The sequence below is a fragment of the Acetobacterium sp. MES1 genome (assembly GCF_002237635.1).
Taxonomy (GTDB): domain Bacteria; phylum Bacillota; class Clostridia; order Eubacteriales; family Eubacteriaceae; genus Acetobacterium; species Acetobacterium wieringae.
Genome location: NZ_MJUY01000015.1, coordinates 1 through 19,451 on the forward strand (window position 1 = coordinate 1; position 19,451 = coordinate 19,451).

21 protein-coding genes and 1 tRNA gene are annotated in these 19,451 nt (G+C 45.6%); 11 read left to right on the forward strand and 11 right to left on the reverse strand.

Annotated features, from left to right (window positions below; translation table 11 throughout):
- Positions 1–495 precede the first annotated feature (495 nt).
- The 3 genes from BI182_RS06290 to BI182_RS06300 form a co-directional block, all read right to left on the reverse strand.
- Positions 496–990 carry a QueT transporter family protein gene (locus BI182_RS06290; RefSeq protein WP_070371754.1) on the reverse strand — a complete coding sequence of 165 codons (495 nt, stop codon included), beginning with the start codon at positions 988–990 and terminating at the stop codon, positions 496–498.
- A gap of 158 nt (positions 991–1,148) precedes the next feature.
- The gene (locus BI182_RS06295; RefSeq protein ID WP_070371753.1) at positions 1,149–2,510 is read right to left on the reverse strand and encodes a DUF2252 domain-containing protein; all 1,362 of its coding nucleotides are present in this window, start codon (positions 2,508–2,510) and stop codon (positions 1,149–1,151) included.
- A 212-nt stretch (positions 2,511–2,722) separates the two neighbouring features.
- Positions 2,723–3,115: a pyridoxamine 5'-phosphate oxidase family protein gene (locus BI182_RS06300; RefSeq protein WP_286806314.1), complete on the reverse strand. Its 393-nt coding sequence runs from the start codon at positions 3,113–3,115 to the stop codon at positions 2,723–2,725.
- A 126-nt stretch (positions 3,116–3,241) separates the two neighbouring features.
- On the opposite strand from BI182_RS06300, the gene BI182_RS06305 reads away from it, so the two are divergent.
- The 5 genes from BI182_RS06305 to BI182_RS06325 are packed head-to-tail and all read left to right on the forward strand — an operon-like array spanning position 3,242 to position 5,621.
- Positions 3,242–3,640, forward strand: a complete 399-nt coding sequence (locus BI182_RS06305; RefSeq protein WP_148636916.1) for a winged helix-turn-helix transcriptional regulator — start codon at positions 3,242–3,244, stop codon at positions 3,638–3,640.
- The gene (locus tag BI182_RS06310) at positions 3,633–4,640 is read left to right on the forward strand and encodes a PLP-dependent cysteine synthase family protein (RefSeq protein ID WP_286806317.1); all 1,008 of its coding nucleotides are present in this window, start codon (positions 3,633–3,635) and stop codon (positions 4,638–4,640) included. The genes BI182_RS06305 and BI182_RS06310 overlap by 8 nt, the downstream gene beginning before the upstream one ends.
- 37 nt (positions 4,641–4,677) lie before the next feature.
- Complete coding sequence (locus BI182_RS06315; protein WP_286806319.1) at positions 4,678–5,154, forward strand: methylglyoxal synthase; 477 nt, start codon at positions 4,678–4,680, stop codon at positions 5,152–5,154.
- 12 nt (positions 5,155–5,166) lie between these two features.
- The gene (locus BI182_RS06320; protein ID WP_286806321.1) at positions 5,167–5,421 is read left to right on the forward strand and encodes a TIGR03905 family TSCPD domain-containing protein; all 255 of its coding nucleotides are present in this window, start codon (positions 5,167–5,169) and stop codon (positions 5,419–5,421) included.
- Positions 5,418–5,621 (forward strand): YwbE family protein, encoded by a 204-nt coding sequence (locus BI182_RS06325; protein WP_228881886.1) that lies wholly within the window; start codon positions 5,418–5,420, stop codon positions 5,619–5,621. The genes BI182_RS06320 and BI182_RS06325 overlap by 4 nt, the downstream gene beginning before the upstream one ends.
- A gap of 63 nt (positions 5,622–5,684) precedes the next feature.
- On the opposite strand, the gene BI182_RS06330 is transcribed toward BI182_RS06325, so the two are convergent.
- The 6 genes from BI182_RS06330 to BI182_RS06355 form a co-directional block, all read right to left on the reverse strand.
- Positions 5,685–6,227 (reverse strand): PH domain-containing protein, encoded by a 543-nt coding sequence (locus tag BI182_RS06330; RefSeq protein WP_286806323.1) that lies wholly within the window; start codon positions 6,225–6,227, stop codon positions 5,685–5,687.
- 47 nt (positions 6,228–6,274) lie between these two features.
- Positions 6,275–6,766: a hypothetical protein gene (locus tag BI182_RS06335; RefSeq protein ID WP_070371746.1), complete on the reverse strand. Its 492-nt coding sequence runs from the start codon at positions 6,764–6,766 to the stop codon at positions 6,275–6,277.
- The gene (locus BI182_RS06340; RefSeq protein ID WP_250934301.1) at positions 6,767–7,399 is read right to left on the reverse strand and encodes a TVP38/TMEM64 family protein; all 633 of its coding nucleotides are present in this window, start codon (positions 7,397–7,399) and stop codon (positions 6,767–6,769) included.
- 118 nt (positions 7,400–7,517) lie between these two features.
- Positions 7,518–8,315, reverse strand: a complete 798-nt coding sequence (locus BI182_RS06345; RefSeq protein ID WP_148636909.1) for an ABC transporter permease subunit — start codon at positions 8,313–8,315, stop codon at positions 7,518–7,520.
- Positions 8,316–8,335: 20 nt separating this feature from the next.
- On the reverse strand, positions 8,336–9,133 hold the full coding sequence (locus tag BI182_RS06350; protein WP_286806329.1) for an ABC transporter permease subunit: 798 nt from the start codon (positions 9,131–9,133) through the stop codon (positions 8,336–8,338).
- On the reverse strand, positions 9,130–10,029 hold the full coding sequence (locus BI182_RS06355; RefSeq protein ID WP_286806331.1) for an ABC transporter ATP-binding protein: 900 nt from the start codon (positions 10,027–10,029) through the stop codon (positions 9,130–9,132). Before BI182_RS06355 ends, BI182_RS06350 begins: the two co-directional genes overlap by 4 nt.
- A gap of 196 nt (positions 10,030–10,225) precedes the next feature.
- On the opposite strand from BI182_RS06355, the gene BI182_RS06360 reads away from it, so the two are divergent.
- Positions 10,226–10,900 (forward strand): NAD(P)H-dependent oxidoreductase, encoded by a 675-nt coding sequence (locus BI182_RS06360; RefSeq protein ID WP_070371736.1) that lies wholly within the window; start codon positions 10,226–10,228, stop codon positions 10,898–10,900.
- 372 nt (positions 10,901–11,272) lie between these two features.
- Positions 11,273–13,525, forward strand: a complete 2,253-nt coding sequence (locus BI182_RS06365) for an HD domain-containing phosphohydrolase (RefSeq protein ID WP_286806333.1) — start codon at positions 11,273–11,275, stop codon at positions 13,523–13,525.
- Positions 13,526–13,612: 87 nt separating this feature from the next.
- On the opposite strand, the gene BI182_RS06370 is transcribed toward BI182_RS06365, so the two are convergent.
- Together BI182_RS06370 and BI182_RS06375 are read right to left on the reverse strand one after the other, a co-directional pair.
- Positions 13,613–14,827 (reverse strand): sensor histidine kinase, encoded by a 1,215-nt coding sequence (locus BI182_RS06370; protein WP_286806335.1) that lies wholly within the window; start codon positions 14,825–14,827, stop codon positions 13,613–13,615.
- A gap of 5 nt (positions 14,828–14,832) precedes the next feature.
- Complete coding sequence (locus BI182_RS06375) at positions 14,833–15,513, reverse strand: response regulator transcription factor (RefSeq protein WP_286806337.1); 681 nt, start codon at positions 15,511–15,513, stop codon at positions 14,833–14,835.
- 166 nt (positions 15,514–15,679) lie between these two features.
- Between BI182_RS06375 and BI182_RS06380 the strand changes: the two genes are divergently transcribed.
- The 4 genes from BI182_RS06380 to BI182_RS06395 all read left to right on the forward strand — a co-directional run bounded on the left by BI182_RS06380 (position 15,680) and on the right by BI182_RS06395 (position 19,420).
- Entirely contained in the window at positions 15,680–16,354 is a 675-nt protein-coding gene (locus tag BI182_RS06380) for a polyphosphate polymerase domain-containing protein (protein WP_070371732.1), read from the forward strand.
- 47 nt (positions 16,355–16,401) lie between these two features.
- A complete protein-coding gene (locus BI182_RS06385; RefSeq protein ID WP_148636901.1) occupies positions 16,402–17,073 on the forward strand; it encodes a DUF4956 domain-containing protein in 672 nt (223 codons plus the stop codon).
- A gap of 14 nt (positions 17,074–17,087) precedes the next feature.
- Positions 17,088–19,127, forward strand: a complete 2,040-nt coding sequence (locus BI182_RS06390; protein ID WP_286806340.1) for a CotH kinase family protein — start codon at positions 17,088–17,090, stop codon at positions 19,125–19,127.
- 203 nt (positions 19,128–19,330) lie between these two features.
- Positions 19,331–19,420 (forward strand) — tRNA-Ser (locus BI182_RS06395).
- Positions 19,421–19,451: the final 31 nt, after the last annotated feature.

A 19,451-nucleotide genomic window follows, 5' to 3' on the forward strand; every position in this document is an offset into this window, starting at 1 on the left:
TTTTGCGTGAAACAACGAGCCATGCGGCGAAAATATAAAAAATAGAGACCAAAGAGCAAATTTTATTTGTTTTTTGGTCTCTATTTTTTATATTTTAAGGAAGGAGCCATCTGGCGACTGACGCGACTGAGGCGCAGCGTAGCGGAGTCGAAGTGCCGCATGAGCGAGTAAACGGCAGTAAAGTTATGAGCCTGATTCAAGTTCGCTTGAAAATCAATGTTTATATCTGTATTTTTTTATGGGGCGAAGCCCCAAACGGAGGCGCAGCGATAGCTGCGACGGAGTTGCACGGATTCATTAGACGGCAGTAACTTTAGGAGCCGTTTGAGACGAAGGCTCTTTTTATATTTTTAAGGAAGGAGCCATCTGGCGACTGACGCGACGCCTACGTGCCGCATGAGCGAGTTAAACGGCTGTTTTTTTAAACGACTGTCATTAAAAAAACAGGCCACCGGCCTGTCTTTAAGAATCGACTGTACTATCGCACAGATCGCTTTAACTCTGATGAAAAATAACCCGACGCTTGTCCAGGGCAAAGTAAAGAACCGATCCCAGAACAACACAGGAAATCACTTCGCCAATACCCACCGTCGCCATCATGACTGGGATTGGTAAAGGAACACCATAGCTGAATTTTAAAATAAATGGTACCACGATCATATTGGCAATAACTGGCGGAAGGGCAACAACCATAGGGTATTTGTTGTTGCGCAGTTGATAACTGATGATCGCCGCAACGAGAGTTGCCAGACTGCCAAAGACAATATCAATCACGGTACAGCCGGTTAAGAGATTGCTCAGCAGACAACCGAGAAAAAGACCTGGAATAGCTGCCGGTGTAAATGCCGGAAGGATAACAAGCATCTCGGAGAGCCGAATTTGAATTTCACCGCTGGCCAAACCCAACGAGCTGGACACAAAGGTTAAAACCACATACATGGCAGCAATGACCGCTGCCTGGGTAACAAAGAGAACACTGATTTTTCGCATAAAAAAAACTCCTTTAGTTTTGTTTTACGTGTGGAAGGTCACGAACACACGAAGAATAAATGAGATAGATCCCATTATTAACACTATAACGGATATTCGGATAAAAAGCAAGAAAAAATGCCCGGCTTACGGACATTTTCAAGTATTGAAGTGCGGATTTAGTTACTTGCCAGACTTTGCTTATAGATTTCATAATCCCGGTAAACTTGCTCAGAATAGGCCAGGCACCAGTCAAGAACAGCGTGATCAAACCCATCGTCAGTGCCTAAATAGCCATTAATCCAGTTGGCATAAGGGCTTTGGACATGAGCCCGGGCCAGGGATAAACCACAATTAATAACGTATTGTTTAAAGGCTTCAAAATCCAGTTCGGATAAATCGACGGTGCCTTTCATGTCCCGAAACTGACGGACGTAAAAATCCATCCCTTCGGAGGCTGAAAAATAGCCAAGAAAAGGATCTGAAGCGGCCTGAAGGATCTGTTGATGGCTAACGACCCGATAGCCATTGCCAAGGCCATGAGAAAGCGTATCCGGGGTGGTGAAATTTTTCTGATTGTATTGGGTAATCGCCGATTCATTCGCCTGCTTGATCTGTAAAACAAGATGGCTTGCATCTTCACAGGTTAGCACCAGCAGGTAACAGCGGGTACCAATACTGCCAACGCCCACGACGCGCTGGGCAATATCGGTTAACACATGTTGGGATAAGAGCATTTCAATATCTGGACGTACGGTTTTTAAATATTGACGAAAATACTGTTCCACTTCATCAATGAGTTTGGGATCTAAATGGGTGGTAATCGGGGGACTTTCAATAAAAACCCGACGGCCGAACTGGTCTGTTTCGGTCATCTTAGAGATAACCTGATTAGAGGTTCTTTTTTTGGCTTTTTTGATGATTTTTTCAAACTCTTCCCGGGAGGAATCGGAAAAACTTTTCAGAAAAAGTTCCTCATCGCCCAGGATAAAGTAGCGTTCAAGGGAGGTCATATCGGACATCAGGTCAAGACCTTTGCGGTAAAAGGCGGCGGTTTGCAGAATAACCTCACGGATTTTTTTGTTATCAAAGCCCAAGTCATGGGCACAAAGAATCACACTGGTAATCAGTCGTTTCAAATCCCACTCCCATGGGCCGGGAGCGGCTTCATCAAAGTCGTTGAGATCAAAGATCAGTCGGCGTTCCGGAGAAGCGTAGAATCCGAAGTTGCCAATATGGGCATCACCGCAGATGGTCACGTGAATGCCGGACTGGGCCTGATGGGATAGATCATTGGCCATCAACAGGGCTGTTCCCCGGAAAAAAGCAAAAGGAGATGCCGTCATTTTCTGGTGTCGCAGCGGAATCAGTTCGGGAATCCGAAAATAGTTCTGACTCTCAATGATGGCAACTGGATCACGATCAACAGGGTGAAAAACGGATTGGGCAGAAAATGGAATTCTTTCCCGAATGGCCCGACCGCTATTGCGATTCATTTTTGCCGTAGGAATCTGCTGATTTTTGGTTAAACCGACAATCATTCATTAACCTCCTGGGTTTTAAATCGTTGTTACTGATAAAAAGGTAATTAGATTCAGTATCGTGGGGGGCAGTTAGGGGATTGATGCTTTTTATTTTAGCACGGTTGTTTAAACTTGCATAGCAGAATCCGTCCTGCCAGCATAAAAAAACAGTCTGAGTTGAAGGTCAGACTGCTTAGATAGAGCCGTTTATAAATTGATGATCGGGTAGATTATAAAATAACTTGGTGGTTTTCGCCAGCCATGGAACAGAAATCCGCTACCCCGTTTTCGATGGCAAAGATTTCAAATAAGCCATCGCCAACGGTATACATGCCAGCCAGTCCAGGCATTGCTTCCAGAGCCTTGGCCTGAGATTCAGGTGTTGTACAGAAAACGGCATTGCCTTTAAGGCGGATCCACTTGCCCTCTTTTGAGGCCGAAATTTCCACTGCCGGATTTGCCTTCATTTGAGCATAGCTGGGTTTTTTATTATTGGTGCAGAGACAGAGTTTACCATCATAATCCATCACAAATCCATAGGGACGAACCTTGGGTTGGTCGCCTTCAACGGTAGCGAGAAAGAAAACACCACAGTCAGTTAGAAATTCAATTACTTCGTTCATCTTTACCTCCTGATAAACATTGCTTTATTTGGTTTATTTTAGTATGATTATAACAATGCCAGAATAAAAAACAAGTAGGTAGTAAATTATGACTTAGAACTATATTTCTGAGTGTTGGAGAGAAAAATGAAAGACAACCATTGTATAAATGGCGAAACATGCCCGATCAATCAGGTCGATTCGGAGCAGAATCATCCGTGTGTGAAACCGGAGTGCAGTATTAAACAGGCCCTCAAAATGATTGACGGTAAATGGAAACTCCCAATTATCTGTACCTTGGGCGGTCAAACGATGCGGTTTAATGAACTAAAAAGAGAAATCGTCGGGATTACCAGCATGATGCTGACCAGCTCATTAAAGGAACTGGAGGAATGCGGAATCGTCCATCGGGAATCCTATCATGAGGTACCCCCAAAGGTCGAGTACTCATTGACGGATGGCGGCCTCAGTTTGACACCAATTTTATTTGACTTGGGTCATTGGGGACACAAACTAAATACAACAAAGGAAAAGGTAAATGAATAACCAAGAAAAATTTGGAGAACTGGAAAAACTCATCGGGAATACCCCCTTGTTAAAGATCAATTTTTTATATAAGGGCGTATCCCGTAGCGTTTATGCCAAGGCAGAGCATTATAATCTTACCGGCAGTATCAAAGATCGGGTGGCTTTGCATATTCTAAAAAAAGCGTATGAAAAGGGTGAGATCCATGAAGGGGAAACGATTATCGAAGCCACCAGTGGAAATACCGGAATCGCTTTTACAGCCGTCGGCACCTGTCTGGGACATCCGGTTGTGATCTACATGCCGGATTGGATGAGTGACGAACGAAAAAACCTGATCCGCAGTTATGGCGGAGAAGTTCGGCTGGTGTCCAAAGAAGAGGGCGGCTTTTTAGGGAGCATTGCCCAATGCGGGGCTCTGGCGGCCGAAGGCAATGCCTTTTTACCCTGCCAATTTTCCAATGAAGAAAATACTCAGGCACAGTATCTGCGCACCGCTCCGGAAATTGAATGCCAACTGGCGGCTTTTGGCGTCATGCCCCAGGCCCTTGTAGCAGGGGTTGGAACCGGGGGAACGGTTATGGGTTTAGGCCGCTACTTTAAAGAAAAGAATCCCGAGATTAAAGTCCATCCGATGGAACCAGTCAGTTCACCAACCATGTCCACGGGCTATAAGGTTGGTAGCCATCGAATTCAGGGTATTTCAGACGAATTTGTTCCGGATCTGATAAAATTAGAAGAACTGGATGATATTATTGCAGTGGATGATGGGGATGCCATCATTATGGCCCAGAAGCTGTCCAAAGAATTGGGACTGGGAGTGGGAATTTCATCCGGGGCCAACTTTATTGCTGCCATTATTGCCCAAGATCTCCTGGAAGACCCCCAAGCAGTGGTGGTCACCGTTTTTGCCGATGATAATAAAAAATATTTAAGTACCGATTATGTTAAGGAAGAAACGGTAAAACCGGAGTTCTTATCAAAAGATGTCAAACTGCTGGATTTTGAAGTAAAAAAATAAGGTGTAAAAATTTAATAGAAAGTGCGTGAGGAATGAAATGGAAACGGAATACATTGATGTAACGATTGAAAAGACCAAGAAAATTGCCTTAATTGCTCATGATGGAAAAAAAGCCGAGTTATTGGATTGGGTCGTCCGGAACAAAGAAATATTACAGAGCCATTTTTTGTGTGGCACTGGCACTACCGGTCGACTGATTCAGGAACGAACCGGGTTACCGGTACAGATTTTTCAAAGTGGCCCATTAGGCGGTGATCAGCAGATCGGAGCTCGGATTGTGGATGGCAAAATTGACATGTTGATTTTTATCTGGGATCCCATGGAAGCTCAGCCCCACGACCCGGATATCAAGGCTCTGCTACGGATTGCCACGGTTTATGATATCCCGGTGGCCAATAATCTGGCGACAGCCGATTTTATTATTCATTCGCGGTTTATGAACGAAGAATATGTCCATCCGATTGAGGATTATGCCAAACAAATGAAAAGTCGACTGGAAAATGTACTAAAGTAGAAAGAGGAAAAAATGACAGTAAATTATAAACCCCAGGGCGTTTGTGTTCGTAATATCCAATTTGAGCTAAGCGATGATGTGGTCAGCAACCTGGTCTTTGAAGGTGGTTGTGACGGCAATCTAAAAGCCCTGGTCAAGCTGCTTGATGAGAAACCGGCGGATGAAATTATCAGCCTGTTTAAAGGACAGACTTGTGGAAAAAAGCCAACCTCCTGTATGGATCAGTTGGCTATTGCCTTGGAAACGGCCCGAAAGGAAAAGCAGTGAACGGACAAAAAAGAAGTGACGTAAAGATCGGTGCATTGGTGGAGATTATCCTAAAGGCTGACCAGCGCAGCGGTAAGCTGACCCCGGGTCGGGTAGCCAAACTGCTGACCAAAAGCCCCACTCATCCCCACGGCATCAAGGTTATGCTCACTGACGGACAAGTGGGCCGGGTAGCCAAGATCGTTGAAGATCCCAAATAGTCAAAAGAGCAAAAAAGCGTGCCATCGATGAAGAGGCACGCTTTTTTTAGATTAATATTTTTATCACGGCTGTACAGGAATCAGTTTTTCACTGAAGTTTTTTACAAAATCATCGAATCGATCAGGTCCTAGCAACAGGATCCGGTTGGGGGTTTCCACCAGGATGGCCGTATTGCCGTTTAAAAAGACGGCTGCTTCGGTGCCGTTCTGGAGCAGGAAGATCCCTTCCCGGTAAGCCCGGGTTTCGGTGCCAACCACTTTGGACACAATGGCATACTCACTCTGATCGAGGCTGACTATCTTGGCCGAGAGGATATCGGCTTCAGGGTAGGTCTCAAAGGTGAAGCCCGTGGGCAGTCGCAACGATAATTCATCGTCTTTAACGGTAATTCCAGCGACCAGGGGAACGACCACAAAGATACCCAGAATTAAGACCAGTACAAGGCCGCCGACGGACATTTCCTTAATCGCATTGCGGCGTAGTTCCGGGTCGTCCGGGTAGGTTTTGAAAGTATAGATGGCTTTCCAGAGAAGCAATGCCAGGACCGCTAAAAGTGCAAAAAAAAGTGGATTAATGGTGTGTAAAAGAGAAACAAAATAAGTCATGTGTTAATAAACCACGGTTTAGACCAGGTGGAAACCGTTACCCTTCGTTAAATTAATTTTGTCTTTTCATAGTGTGAAAGTTCCAGACTGAGTTCAGAGGGGACTTTCTTTTTAATTGTTCCGATCTGGACACTGAAATAATAGTAGTTATAGTATTCGATCATCGAAAAAGCATAAAGGATCAGGCCAAAAATATTCATTGTCATAAAAAAAGCATCCGGCTGAAAAATTAGCAGATAAAGCAAATACAGGGGGTATAGCGCGAATAAAGCCAGATCCAACTTTTTCAGCATCGAAAAAACCGGCATTACCCAGTCCATCGGATTGCGGGGGTCCTCCAGTAGCTGATAGCGATAATACCAATAACCGGCGCTTTGGAGGATGATAAAAATCAGTACCCCACCGGGTATCAGCAGACGCAGATCCAGGGGCTGACCGGTGGAGTCGGTGAGCAGATACATCAGCATACCGCAGACCAGGGCGGTGAGCAGTTCACTCATATACAAACGATTCAGTTCTTTTTTTGTTTTCTCGGTCATTTATAACTCCTTGTCAAGACTTGGCGGTGAGGGAAGTTCGGCTACCCTGTTTTTACTGTGATCAATAAAAGCATCCAGGCGCTTTCGGTTAAAATAAAGAACCGCAATCAATACCGCATAAATAGATACCGCTATGATAAACTGGGTGGGGTTGTCATCCATAATACCAGCACCGATCATGGTATTGATAAAGACACTGGGAGTTCGGGCCAACATAATAATCAGGACAAAGGTTTTTACCGGCATCGGCGAAAGACCGGCGATAAAACACAGCATGTCATCAGGAAACAGTGGGAACAGAAAAATCAGAAAAAGAACCGTATTGAGCCGGGATTCTTTAATATGATCGTATTTTTCAACGAGTTCCGGGCTGACAAAGCGCAGCACAAAGGGTCGGCCGAAGCGTTTGGCCAAAACAAAAACGATAATTGAGCCGATCAGTGTGCCAGCAGCACTAATTAAAAAACCGCCGATGGTGCCAAACAGGGCGCCGCCGACCAGTCCCACGGTTCCACCAGGAATGGGGGCAATAATAATCTGGAGCAGCTGCAATAAAAAAAATGCCAGTGGGGTCCAGATGCCAAATTGTAAAAGAAAGCTCTGCAAGGTGTCAAGTGTTGAAAAAATTTCCATTTCTTACCTCGATTTCTTTTAATCATTTTAGCATAAAAACGGCAGATCCACACCATCTTTTGGGGATCTGCCGGGAAGTAAAATAATTATTTAAGAATTAGAAATAAATGGAGCCAGACTAGGTACTCAAGTCCCGACGGTTAAAGGCCACAAAGGTCAAAACGAAAAAGAGCAGCGAGACAATCAGTAAAATGGCGGCGGAATTGAAGGAAAGCTGATCATTGATCATCAGGCTGGCGCCTTCAAAATACTTAAAGGGAGTGAAGAGTGCAAGAAAGTCCAGCTTATCATATAAATCCACTGCCACGGATAAGATGAAAAAACCCATCACCAGCCCGGATGCCGCAGCAGTCGCCTGTTTGGTGTTTTTTAAAAGCGATCCAAACAGCGCTCCCAAAGCTAAAAAGAACAATTGCAGGATAAAGAGTGCCAGCATTGTCAGGGATACTTTGTCGATCAGGCCGTTGCCATCGTTGTGCTGGGCAATGAAAAATACGGAAGCACAAAAAGTGACGATATTAAAAATTAGAATATTGATGATCCCGGCCAACAACTTGGGCCAGATCACCTGAAACCGGCGTACCGGTTTGGTATAGACAAAATCGGCACAGTGATCCCGTTCTTCCTTGGACACCACCACTGCTCCGAACATCACCGCATGAACAGCGGCCAGCAACATAAAGTAGAGAAAGAACACCGAATAAAACCCGGCAACCGTGGTAATATCCACCGAACCAATCCCAAAAACAACCATAATTTCTTCGGGAAAGGCCGCAAACAGAGCGTTGACGTCCACCTGGGAATCGGCAAAACCCTGGTATTTCATCATTCCGGCAAAGATAATGAAAACCTGGGCACAACACCAGATGATCAGCGACTTGATATTGGCCTTCATTTCTTTTTTAAATACATTCATTGCTAACGCCTCCTTTTAGGCTAGATCGACGGCAGATCTTTTCGGGCAAACAGCTTGAAGGTCAGAAAAATAAACACGCCAACTAATACAAACCATAACAACAGGTTTAGCGAATCATAATTCATATTTTTTGATATCTCGGAGAGATTAAAATAATCAAAGGGTGAAATAAGTCCCAGCTTTTCATCGTGCAGGGTTTCATTGAGCAGATGAATAATATAAAAAATAAAGACCACCCCCATACTGATGGGTAGAACGGTGCGGATCCGTCTTAAAAAAACGGACACAAACAGCCCCAGGCTGGCAAAGAAAATCTGGATAAAGAGTAGGCTCAGGGTAAACAGGGTAAACAGCTTAAGGTTGTAGGCGGCGTCACTGAGCAGGGTAACCATGAGTAGGGAAGCTGTAAAAACAACAGCATTGGTAATCAGAATTTGAACCAGCACCGCCAGGATTTTCATGGCGACGACCCGGTTACGACTGACCGGTTTGACAAACAGAAAATCGCCAGTTTTTTCCCGGACTTCGGCGGAGAGGATCGAAACCCCCATATTCATGGCTTGGATGGCCCCGGCCAGCAAAACGTACATCAGGGTAAATTGATAAAAGCTTAAAATACTGGCAAGCTCCAGATCAGCCACCCCGAAAGCCTGTTGGAATTCAATCGGGAAGCTTTCAAAGACCCTTTGGAAGTCCTCCAGTTGACTGGCAATGGAAGGATAGAGCAACATAAAGAGGCTTAATACCCCAATTAGTGAGATGCACCAGATGATCAGGGTTTTTCGGCCCATTCGCAGTTCCTGTATTAAAATGTTCATGGTTGGGCCTCCTTTTCCTCCTTTTGGTAATAATGCATAAAAATTTCCTCAAGCGAAGGTTCTTCAACCAGCAGATTTAAAAGATACTGGCCCTGCAGGCGCTCAACCATCCGATTGATATCACCCTTAAATAAAAAATGCAGGCTGTTTTCATTGACCGTTAAATTCGTGACCCCTTCCAGATTAAAGTGTTGAACATCCATCACGCCTTTGTAGTCCAGGGTGAATTTTTTATAATTGTGTTTTTGCATATCCCGGATATTTTCAACCCGAACAATGGTGCCGTCTTTAATGATGGCCACCCGGCCACACAGCTTTTGTACTTCAGAAAGAATGTGCGAAGAAAATAAAACGGTGGCACCTTTTTTGTTTTCCGCCCGGATCAGTTCAAAAAACGTTTGCTGCATCAGGGGATCCAGACCGCCCGTTGGTTCGTCAAGAATGATCAGTCGGGGTTCATGGAGCAGGCCCTGAATAATGCCGACTTTCTTTTTATTGCCATAGGAGAGGTCATCAATGCGCTTATTTAAGTCAAGATTCATAACCTCCGCCAGGCTGGCAATCCGGCTAGTATCGACATGATCATAGAAGCTGGCCGAATAATTGAGTACCTCCTTGACCTTCATGTGTTCGTAATAAAAGACTTCCGAAGGCAGGTAGCCAATATCCCGGCGAATTTCGCTGCCGTATTTAATGCAGTCTTTCCCAAAAATGGTGGCTGAGCCACTGGTGGGATGGATCAGCGACAACAGCGCCCGGATGGTGGTGGATTTACCGGCGCCATTGGGACCGATAAAACCAAAGATCTCGCCTTCTTCCACAGAAAAGGATACGTTTTCAATGCCTCGATGTTTTCCATAATATTTTGTCAGTTGATTGATTTCAATTACATTCATGCAGATCCCCTTCTTTCAAATTCGATTCAAATAATTCGGTGTTCTCCAATTAATTTACCCTGATCAAGTAAAAATAAACAATGATTTGATGGGGATAAATGAGGGCGAAAAGAAAAAAATAATAACATGTCATGTTTGAGTGATTTTTCAAAGGGAATATACTAAAAGATAATAAAAAATATGGGAGGCCATCAAGATGAAAAAAGAAGAAACTCGAAACCTGATTCTGAATATATTTAACAATCGTTATACCTGCAAGGGCTATGATGCCAATAAAAAGGTCAGCGATGAAGATTTTGCTGTGATCATGGAGGCGGCCCGGCTCTCACCCAGTTCGATGGGGCTGGAACCCTGGAAATTTGTGCTGCTCAATAACCGGGAGCTTCGCGAAAAAATAAAACCCTTCGCCTGGGGCGCAGAAGTCAGTCTCGATGGCGCCAGCCACTTTGTCCTGATTCTGGCCAGAAAACCGGTTGATCTAAAGCCGGATTCTGACTATGTGGAGTACATTATGAACGATATCCAGCATTTCACTGACGACTTGCGAGCCGCCCGTAAAAATAAACTGAAGAGCTTTCAGGAGGATGATCTGAAAATCGCCGGAAACGATCGGGCTTTTTTTGACTGGGCCTGCAAGCAAACCTATATTCCACTGGCCAATATGCTGACGGCTGCCGCCATGCTGGGCGTAGATTCCACCCCGATGGAAGGATTTAATACCGAAAAGGTCGAAGTCGTGCTGGTGCAGGAGGGGATTCTCGATCCCGTCCACTTTGGATTATCCTGCATGATTGCCTTTGGTTATAAAAACCGGGATCATCGTCCGAAAACGAGAAGAAAAACTGAGGAAATTCTGGAAACAATTGAATAAACCCCATGAGTATTTGATTGAATTGAATTTGGAATATTGTGGTTAATAACAAGATTAAATAAAAATAGTGTTTTTTTTGATAAAAAAATAGGAATTAATTTAATTTTGTTATATAATAATGAAATCAATAGTAAAAAGAAAACCTTTACAAGTGAAAAAATGAGATTTTGATGCTTTATATAAGAGTCTGACATGAGTGGAAAAGGTTGGATGAGGAGATAAAAGAATGGAACCAGCAGCGGCAGATAGTCTATTGATTGTTGGACTTGTGATTGCAGTCGTGACGCTATTGCTATTATTCGTTCAAACAAAAAAAAATTGACAGACAACAATGCGGAGACAAAAAGCATTAAGAACATCTGTGATGTATTCATGAATGGTCATGAAACAGCCATCTATTTGAAAGATGAGGATTTGAACTACGTCTTTTTGAATAAGGCTGCCGAGTCGCATTTTTTGAAGTTGGTGCCGGAGCGCATTAACCAGATCGATCCGTCCCTTGAGGCAGAAGCTTTTGAGTCGTCGATTCTTGTGACTGATCGGCAGGTTATCGAAACTAAAAAAACAATTGAGTATGAAGAAAAACACAAAAACCGTATTTTCAAAGTCAAGAAATTTCCCGTGGAATTAGAAAATGACCGGATTGGGGTCGGCGCTTTTATTCGAGAAATCACCGATGAAGAAAAATTGATAAAAAAACAGGAGCGGGTGCTCTTTCGAAACAAGATTCTGGTGAATGTTTTAAGCAAGAAGTTCAGGAATGATCAGAAGCAGCTGGACTATGTCTTGCATGAAGTCCTGAAACTGACCGATAGCAATAGCGGTTTTATCTGTTTTTATGATGAAAAGAAACGGCAATTTACCCTCAAAGCCTGGTCTAAAGGCCTAATTAAAGGGGCGGATATGATGCGCCTTAAGCAGAGCTACCAACTGGAGGAAGTCGGGCTGTGGGGAGATGCGGTACGTCAGCGTCAGCCGGTCATCTTAAATAACCAAGTCGACAAATTAGCATCAGAATGCGGACTTCCCGGGGGATCGACGATTACCGGCAATTTTATCGCCGTTCCCATTTTTATTGATGAAAAAATCACAGCGGTGGTGGGCTTCGCCGGTAAAGTTGACGTATATGGCGATAATGATGTGTATGAAATAACCGTATTAATGAACGGGGTCTTAACGAATGTGGAGCGGCGAAATATCCAGAATAAACTGTTTGCCGAACGCAGTAAATACTTCCAGACCCTGATTTCCATAGGCGATGGGGTCATGGTGGTGGATCCCCAGGGCAAGATCGAAATGCTCAATAAGGTGGCCCAGCAACTGACCGGTTGGACCAATGAAGAGGCAAAAGGGCGGCATTATCGGGAGGTTTTTGTTTTATCCCATGAAGACAGTCGCCAGGAAATTGCAGATCCCATCGTTGCAGCGATGGCGACGGATCAGACCCAGGAACTTAAAAATCATGCTGTTTTGACAGCCAGGGATGGATCGGTCTTTCATCTGGAGGATAGTGCGGCACCGATTAAAAATGAAAAGGGTGAAACGGTGGGGATTGTGCTTGTTTTTCGGGATGTTTCCGAGAAAAAGGAGCAACGTAAAGAGATTGAGTATCTGAGCTTTCACGATGCGCTGACCGGGCTTTATAACCGTCGTTTTCTGGAAGAAGAGTTATTGCGGCTGGATACCGAAAGAAATCTGCCGATTTCGATTATCATGGGGGATGTCAACGGCTTAAAACTGACCAATGATATTTTCGGCCATGCCCACGGGGACGTTTTTCTGAAGAAAATAGCCGATGTGATGCGCCGAGTCTGCCGGTCTGATGACATCATTGCCCGCTGGGGCGGCGATGAATTTGTGATCCTGCTGCCAAAAACCACCATTGAACAGGCAAAACAGATTAAAAAGCGGATTAAAACCGAGTTTGCCCAGGATGGCGTCAAGCTCATCCGGGGAAATATTTCGTTGGGTTGTGCGGCTAAAACTGCGATGAACCAGAGTATTATGGAATGCCTGGAATTCGCTGAAGAACGAATGTATGCCATCAAGGTGCTGGAACGGGATGATTTTAAGAGCTCAACCCTGGATTCCATCGTCACCAGCCTGCAAAGTGATTGTCCCCAGGAAGAGGAACATGCCCAGCGGGTCAGTCAATGGTGTCATGATCTGGGAGTGTCAATGGAACTGCCCCATGTTAAAATCAGACGGCTGAAACTGGCCGGTTATTTTCATGATATCGGCAAGATTGTTTTACACAAAGATTGTCTGCAAGAAGGCAGTGAACTTACTGAGGCAGAAAGGACTGAGATCAGGAAACATCCAATTATGGGGTATCGGATTCTCAATGCCTTTGATGATACCATGTCCCTGGCCGATGCGGTACTGCATCATCACGAACGATGGGATGGGTCTGGCTATCCCAAGGGTTTAAAGGGTGAAGAAATTCCTTTTATTGCACGGGTTGTTGCCGTGGCCAGTTATTATGATCGCCTGACCTCGGCCCAGGCGGGTGAGGCCCTGGGAGCAGAGCAAAATCCCCTGAACCAGCTGGAGCAATTGGAAGGGCATTTTGATCCGGAAATCAAGCGGGAATTTGTCAACATGATCAGAAATCTTCCCAGCTAGTAGCATGTCAACAGAACCGCAGCAAGCCATCTGGACCAAAAGATCCGGATGGCTTTTTTCAGGTGCTGTTTTTGGGGCTGTAGCAGTTTAGAGGATCACACTAAACCGGGCCCAATGACCGACCTCGCTGCTTACTTTAATTTTGCCCTGATGCTCGCAAACAATCGCTTTGGCAATGGCCAGCCCCAGGCCATAGCCGCCGGTAGCCTTGGAACGGGATTCATCGTAGCGGTAGAAGCGCTCAAAAATCTTATCCCGCTGATCGTAAGGAATTCCGGCACCGGTATTAAATACCTCAAGATGGATTTTATCACCAATGCGCTTAAGAGTGAGCTCAATTTGCCCATCATCATTGGTATGTTTAATGGCATTGTCAATCAGGATGGCGGCAACCTGCTTGATCTGATTGGCATCACCCTGATAGGTGATCCCGTCCTCAATTTCGAGGGCATAGTTTTTATGCGCCTCAAAGGCAATGCTCTCGAAACTTAAGGCAATGCTTTTTATGGCTTGGCTCAAATCAAAGGTTGAGGTAACCCCGTGCGTTTTGTCGGCGTCCAGCCGGGCCAGTGTGAGCAGGTCATTGACCAGGGTATTCATCCGGTCGGTTTCAGATTGGATATAGCCAAGATGTCGATTTGTTCCGATGTCTCCGGCTAAAACATCGGCGTTGACGCTGATAACGGAGAGGGGTGTTTTGAGTTCATGACTGGCATCCGAAATAAACCGCTTCTGTTTTTCAAAGGCGTCGGCCACGGGTTTAACCATCAGGTTGGCCAGAAAAAGCGAGACAAAGAAGAGCACCAGCAGGGTGATACTGCCAATGATCAGGGAGGTGGTTAGCAGCCGATCCGCCATCGCATTGGAAATCCGTTGATCGACAAAAACCAGCAGTTGTCCATAGGGTTTGTCAACAACCAGATAGCGGTAACCGTTAAGGGCGCCGGAAACTTTGTTTTTTGCGAGCATCTGATTTGCCAGATCCAGAACCTCCTGAGATACCTGGCTGGTATCGCTGCTGCCATTGATGGTGAAGAGGTTAGTCGCTGCATTAACCTTAACCGAGTAGGTTTTTTCCCGCTCAAAGATATCTGGCGGCAGGGGATTAGCCGCCCCTGGAGTTACCGGAGTAGCCGGAGGAATCACCCCATCATTGTCGGCCAGCACTGATAACAGAGAAATACTCTGGCGTTCACTGGACTGGTAGTTGAAATAGTTGATGGAACCAAGAATCAGGGCAAAAACCAGCGATAGGATAATCATAATCGTTGCCACAAAGCGACGCTTCAGTTTTTTTATCATCGTGCTTACCCTTGTGCCGACAACTCCAGATAATAACCGATCCCCCGGTTAACCTTAATCTGGACCTGAGATCCCACAAAACTGATCTTTTTTCGCAGAAACGAAATATAGACCTCCACATTATTATACTCAGCTTCGCTGTCAAAGCCCCAAACCTTCTCAATCAACTGTTCCTTGGAAATGATCTGGCGGGAATGGATCATCAGGGTTTCCAACAGCAAAAATTCCTTCAAACCCAGTTTTACCGTCGTATTGCCACAGCAAAGCTCCCGGGTTTTTTGTCGTAAGGTCAGATCGCCCCAGCCCGGATCATTCGTCACCACCTCACCTTTGCGTCGGGTCACCGCCCGGATTCGGGCCAGCAGTTCCCCGGTTTGAAAAGGCTTGGTGAGATAGTCATCCGCCCCCCGATCCAATCCGGCAATTTTATCGTTCAGCTCGGCTCGGGCCGTCAGCATCAGCACCGGAGTTTCAATTTTAGCCTTGCGCAGCTCCTGTAAAACCGCCAGGCCGTCTTTACGGGGCAGCATAATATCCAGAATAATCAGATCATAAATCCCGGTCAGGGCATTATCCAGACCACTTTCGCCATCCATGCAAATATCCACGCCATAATTTTCTTTGGTAAAAATTGCTCTCAGGGCTTCGACCAGTCCCCATTCATCTTCCACCAGTAATAGCCGCATGCAAAAAACACCTCCTCGTCCCAATCGCTATTTTTTATTATAGCATCTTTAATTGAATGAAGCTTGAACTCCAGCTTAAGAGATTCTTGCTTCAATCTTTATTCAAGCTAGCCTCACTATCATAGGTTTTGTTAAGAACGTGTTAAATCACAAAAGGAGGTACGACATGCAATTTCGGCATGAACACAAACATTATATTAATTATCTGGATTACCTGGTTCTGCGCAGGCAGCTAAAAGCCGTGATGCAGCCCGACGTCAATACCGATGAAGCAGGCGAATACCAGATTCGCAGTTTGTATTTTGATAATTATCGGGACGTGGCGTTGCAGGATAAGATCAGTGGGATCAACCATCGGGAAAAATTCAGAATCCGCTGTTATAACAAAGACTTTGCCTTTATCAATCTGGAAAAAAAGAGCAAGATCAATGGCCTTTGTGCCAAGATCAAGGCCAATATTACCAGGGAGCAGGTTGAAGCGATTCTGGCCCATGATACCGACTGGATGGCTACAAGTTCAGAACCCTTGGTGGTGGAGCTCTATTCCAAAATGAAGTCGGGCCAGCTAAGGCCCAAAACCATTGTTGACTATAAACGGGAGGCCTTTGTTTATCGACCCGGAAACGTCCGGGTTACGATTGACCGGGACATCCGCACCGGTCTTTTCAGCACGGATCTGTTTAATCCCGACTTACCCACCGTTTGTGCCGGGGATCAGCAGCTGCTGCTGGAAGTGAAGTATGATAACTTTATTCCCGCCGTGATTGCCGATATCATCCAGCTGGATGGCCGAAGACAAACGGCTTTTTCAAAATACGCAGCCAGCCGGATTTACAGCTAATTTTTTGTTTAACAAATTCAATTACGCAAATCAACAAGGAGATCTAAATGAGTTTTAACGATATTTTTAAGTCAAATTTTCTGGACAATGTCACATCGGTATCGATGATCGATATCGCCATGGCCATGATTCTGGCCTTTGGGATTGGCGTATTTGTCCATCTGGTTCATAAAAAAACCTATAAGGGGGTGATGTATTCATCCGGCTTTGGAGTTACCTTAATTGCCCTTTGCATGATCACCACCTTTGTGATGCTGGCGATTACCAGCAACGTGGTACTGTCCTTGGGGATGGTTGGGGCGCTTTCGATTGTCCGGTTTAGAACGGCGGTCAAAGAACCCTTGGACATCGCCTTTGTGTTCTGGTCGATTGCTGCCGGGATTGTCCTCTCAGCCGGGATGATTCCCCTGGCGATTCTCGGTTCGGTATTGATCGGGATCATTCTGCTGGTGTTTGTTAACCGCAAACCCAATGAGATGCCCTATATTATCGTGGTTAACTGTAGCGATCGGGAAGCTGAAGCAGAAGTGAAAAAATTCATCGATGCCAGTGTTACCAAAAGCATTATCAAAAATAAAACAGTTTCCCGGGAGGGTATCGAACTGAACATCGAGGTGCGACTCAAAAATGATAACACCGACTTTATTAACCAGGTGGTTGAGTTGAAAAATGTTAATCATGCCGTCCTGGTCAGCTATAATGGCGAATTTATGAATTAAGCGAGGTGACCCGATTGGCCGATCACAAAAATATTGAACGGATTTGCATCATCATTGGCATCATCACCCTGATGTTCGGACTGGTTTTCGCCTATTTTGGCGAAAGCCTGGGGATCACCGTCAGTGGCAGTACGGACTTGAGTTATGCAACGACATTATTTGACGACAGCATGGTTCATACCATCGACATTGAGATTGCTGAATCGGATTGGAACAATCTGCAGGAGAATGCCGCCGATGAAGAATATCAGCTTTGTACCATTACCGTTGATGGCGAAACCCTTGACAATGTGGCGATTCGGCCCAAGGGCAATTCATCGCTTACCAGCGTGGTCTCGTCGGATTCGGAGCGCTATAGCTTCAAGATTGACTTTGACAAATACAGTGACGGTTTAACCTATCATGGTTTGGATAAGCTCAATTTAAACAATATCATTTCGGACAATACTTATTTAAAAGAATACCTCAGTTATGACATGATGGCTTATATGGGAGTAGCGGCACCGCTAGCGAGCTTTGCAAAAGTGTCGGTAAATGGTGAATATTTTGGTCTCTACCTGGCCGTGGAAGGGGTGGAAGAAGCCTTTGCCCAGCGCAATTACGGTTCGGATTATGGCAATATCTATAAACCCGACAGCATGCAAATTGGGGGTGACAAAGAAATGGGCGATGGTGAAAAGCCCGATATGAGCCAGATGCCGGAACGGCCGCAGGGAACCGCTGACAGTCAGACAACGACCGACCAAAACGGTGCTTCCCAAACTGCTGATGGGTTTCAACCACAAAACATCGGTACACCTCCGGAAATGAACAGCGAGACGACCGGTCAGCCCGATCAAACGGCCGCCAATGCTGGTCAGTTTCCGGACATCGGCCAAATGGGAATGGGCGTTAACTCGGGAAATGATGTGGCACTAATCTATTCCGATGATGAACTCTCCAGCTACGAAAATATCTGGGAAGGGGCCGTTTTTGATGTCACCACCAGCGATAAAGAACGACTGATTGATTCCATTAAACAGCTTAATGCCGGGGAAAATCTGGAAACGGTGGTGGATGTGGAAGCGGTGCTTAAATATTTTGTGGTGCATAATTTCGTCGACAATTTTGACAGCTACACTGGCAGCATGAAACATAACTATTATTTACGGGAAGATCAGGGCCAATTATCAATGATTGCCTGGGATTATAATCTGGCTTTTAGCAATTTCAGTGGTGGCGGCATGGGTGGCGGGACAACAACAACGGCTACCAGCACCGATGAAGCAACAACCCTGGTGAACAATCCCATTGATACCCCGGTATCGGGAACCACCATGGACGAGCGGCCGCTACTGGGTGTCTTGCTTTCCAATGAAGCGTATTTAGAACAATATCATCAGTATTTTCAGGAATTTATTTCCGGCTATTTTGAGAGTGGTCAATGTACCGAGACCATCGATCAGGCTACGGCTCTGATATCGGATTATGTAAAAGACGATCCGACGGCCTTCTGTACTTATGAAGAGTATCAGGCCGGGGTTGCTGTACTTGAGCAATTTTGTACCCTCCGGGCCGAAAGCATCAGCGGCCAGCTGGACGGAACCATTCCGGCGACCACCGAGGGACAGGCTGCTCAGCCAACGGCGCTGCTCGATGCCAGCAATCTTGACATTGCGGCCATGGGCAGCGGCATGGGTGGTGGTATGGACAGGGAAATGGCAGCACCGAATAGTCAAGGGACGGATCAAACGGCCAATGCCGATGCTACGAGTGTGCAGTCAGTAGCGACTCCGCAGTCCGCCAAAGGGCAACCACCAAACCGACCCGATGCGGACACGACCACGGCAGCAACCAATACGCAATCGACGGCAGAGAGTGATTTGGCTGCTGGTGGAAATCAGACGGGGAACGGGCAAATCGAGTCAGAAAATACAACAAATCAGCCAGATGAACGCACCTGGCCCAACGATACCACGGCAAGCGCGATGGATCTCCCATCCCTGATACTTCTGGGAGGCTCCTGTCTGGTACTGCTGTTGGGGATTCTGGTGGCAAAGCGTTATAAACGATAAAAAACAGCTTTGCTAAACCAACAAAGCGATAAGTTAAAAGCGGCGGGTGCCAGTAGGTAACCGCCGTTTATAAAATAATTGGCGCAATGAAGCGGTTGGTTTAGAAAAAAAGGGGTTTTACAAAGAAAAGATTGACTTTTAGGGTCAATTACCGTATAATCAACAAGCATGAAAAAATTGAATAATTTTTTTGTTCTACCTGAGGAGAGATGTCTGAGTGGTCGAAGGAGCACGCCTGGAAAGCGTGTGTACGTGAAAGCGTACCGAGGGTTCGAATCCCTCTCTCTCCGCCATTTGAAGAAAGCAAGAACGGCTTAGTATAGC

Excerpts from the sequence above, each read along its gene's own strand:
- BI182_RS06290 (WP_070371754.1), bottom strand. The coding sequence starts at position 990 with ATGCGAAAAATCAGTGTTCTCTTTGTTACCCAGGCAGCGGTCATTGCT.
- BI182_RS06295 (WP_070371753.1), bottom strand. The coding sequence starts at position 2,510 with ATGATTGTCGGTTTAACCAAAAATCAGCAGATTCCTACGGCAAAAATG.
- BI182_RS06300 (WP_286806314.1), bottom strand. The coding sequence starts at position 3,115 with ATGAACGAAGTAATTGAATTTCTAACTGACTGTGGTGTTTTCTTTCTC.
- BI182_RS06305 (WP_148636916.1), top strand. The coding sequence starts at position 3,242 with ATGAAAGACAACCATTGTATAAATGGCGAAACATGCCCGATCAATCAG.
- BI182_RS06310 (WP_286806317.1), top strand. The coding sequence starts at position 3,633 with ATGAATAACCAAGAAAAATTTGGAGAACTGGAAAAACTCATCGGGAAT.
- BI182_RS06315 (WP_286806319.1), top strand. The coding sequence starts at position 4,678 with ATGGAAACGGAATACATTGATGTAACGATTGAAAAGACCAAGAAAATT.
- BI182_RS06320 (WP_286806321.1), top strand. The coding sequence starts at position 5,167 with ATGACAGTAAATTATAAACCCCAGGGCGTTTGTGTTCGTAATATCCAA.
- BI182_RS06330 (WP_286806323.1), bottom strand. The coding sequence starts at position 6,227 with ATGACTTATTTTGTTTCTCTTTTACACACCATTAATCCACTTTTTTTT.
- BI182_RS06335 (WP_070371746.1), bottom strand. The coding sequence starts at position 6,766 with ATGACCGAGAAAACAAAAAAAGAACTGAATCGTTTGTATATGAGTGAA.
- BI182_RS06340 (WP_250934301.1), bottom strand. The coding sequence starts at position 7,399 with ATGGAAATTTTTTCAACACTTGACACCTTGCAGAGCTTTCTTTTACAA.
- BI182_RS06345 (WP_148636909.1), bottom strand. The coding sequence starts at position 8,315 with ATGAATGTATTTAAAAAAGAAATGAAGGCCAATATCAAGTCGCTGATC.
- BI182_RS06350 (WP_286806329.1), bottom strand. The coding sequence starts at position 9,133 with ATGAACATTTTAATACAGGAACTGCGAATGGGCCGAAAAACCCTGATC.
- BI182_RS06355 (WP_286806331.1), bottom strand. The coding sequence starts at position 10,029 with ATGAATGTAATTGAAATCAATCAACTGACAAAATATTATGGAAAACAT.
- BI182_RS06360 (WP_070371736.1), top strand. The coding sequence starts at position 10,226 with ATGAAAAAAGAAGAAACTCGAAACCTGATTCTGAATATATTTAACAAT.
- BI182_RS06365 (WP_286806333.1), top strand. The coding sequence starts at position 11,273 with ATGAATGGTCATGAAACAGCCATCTATTTGAAAGATGAGGATTTGAAC.
- BI182_RS06370 (WP_286806335.1), bottom strand. The coding sequence starts at position 14,827 with ATGATAAAAAAACTGAAGCGTCGCTTTGTGGCAACGATTATGATTATC.
- BI182_RS06375 (WP_286806337.1), bottom strand. The coding sequence starts at position 15,513 with ATGCGGCTATTACTGGTGGAAGATGAATGGGGACTGGTCGAAGCCCTG.
- BI182_RS06380 (WP_070371732.1), top strand. The coding sequence starts at position 15,680 with ATGCAATTTCGGCATGAACACAAACATTATATTAATTATCTGGATTAC.
- BI182_RS06385 (WP_148636901.1), top strand. The coding sequence starts at position 16,402 with ATGAGTTTTAACGATATTTTTAAGTCAAATTTTCTGGACAATGTCACA.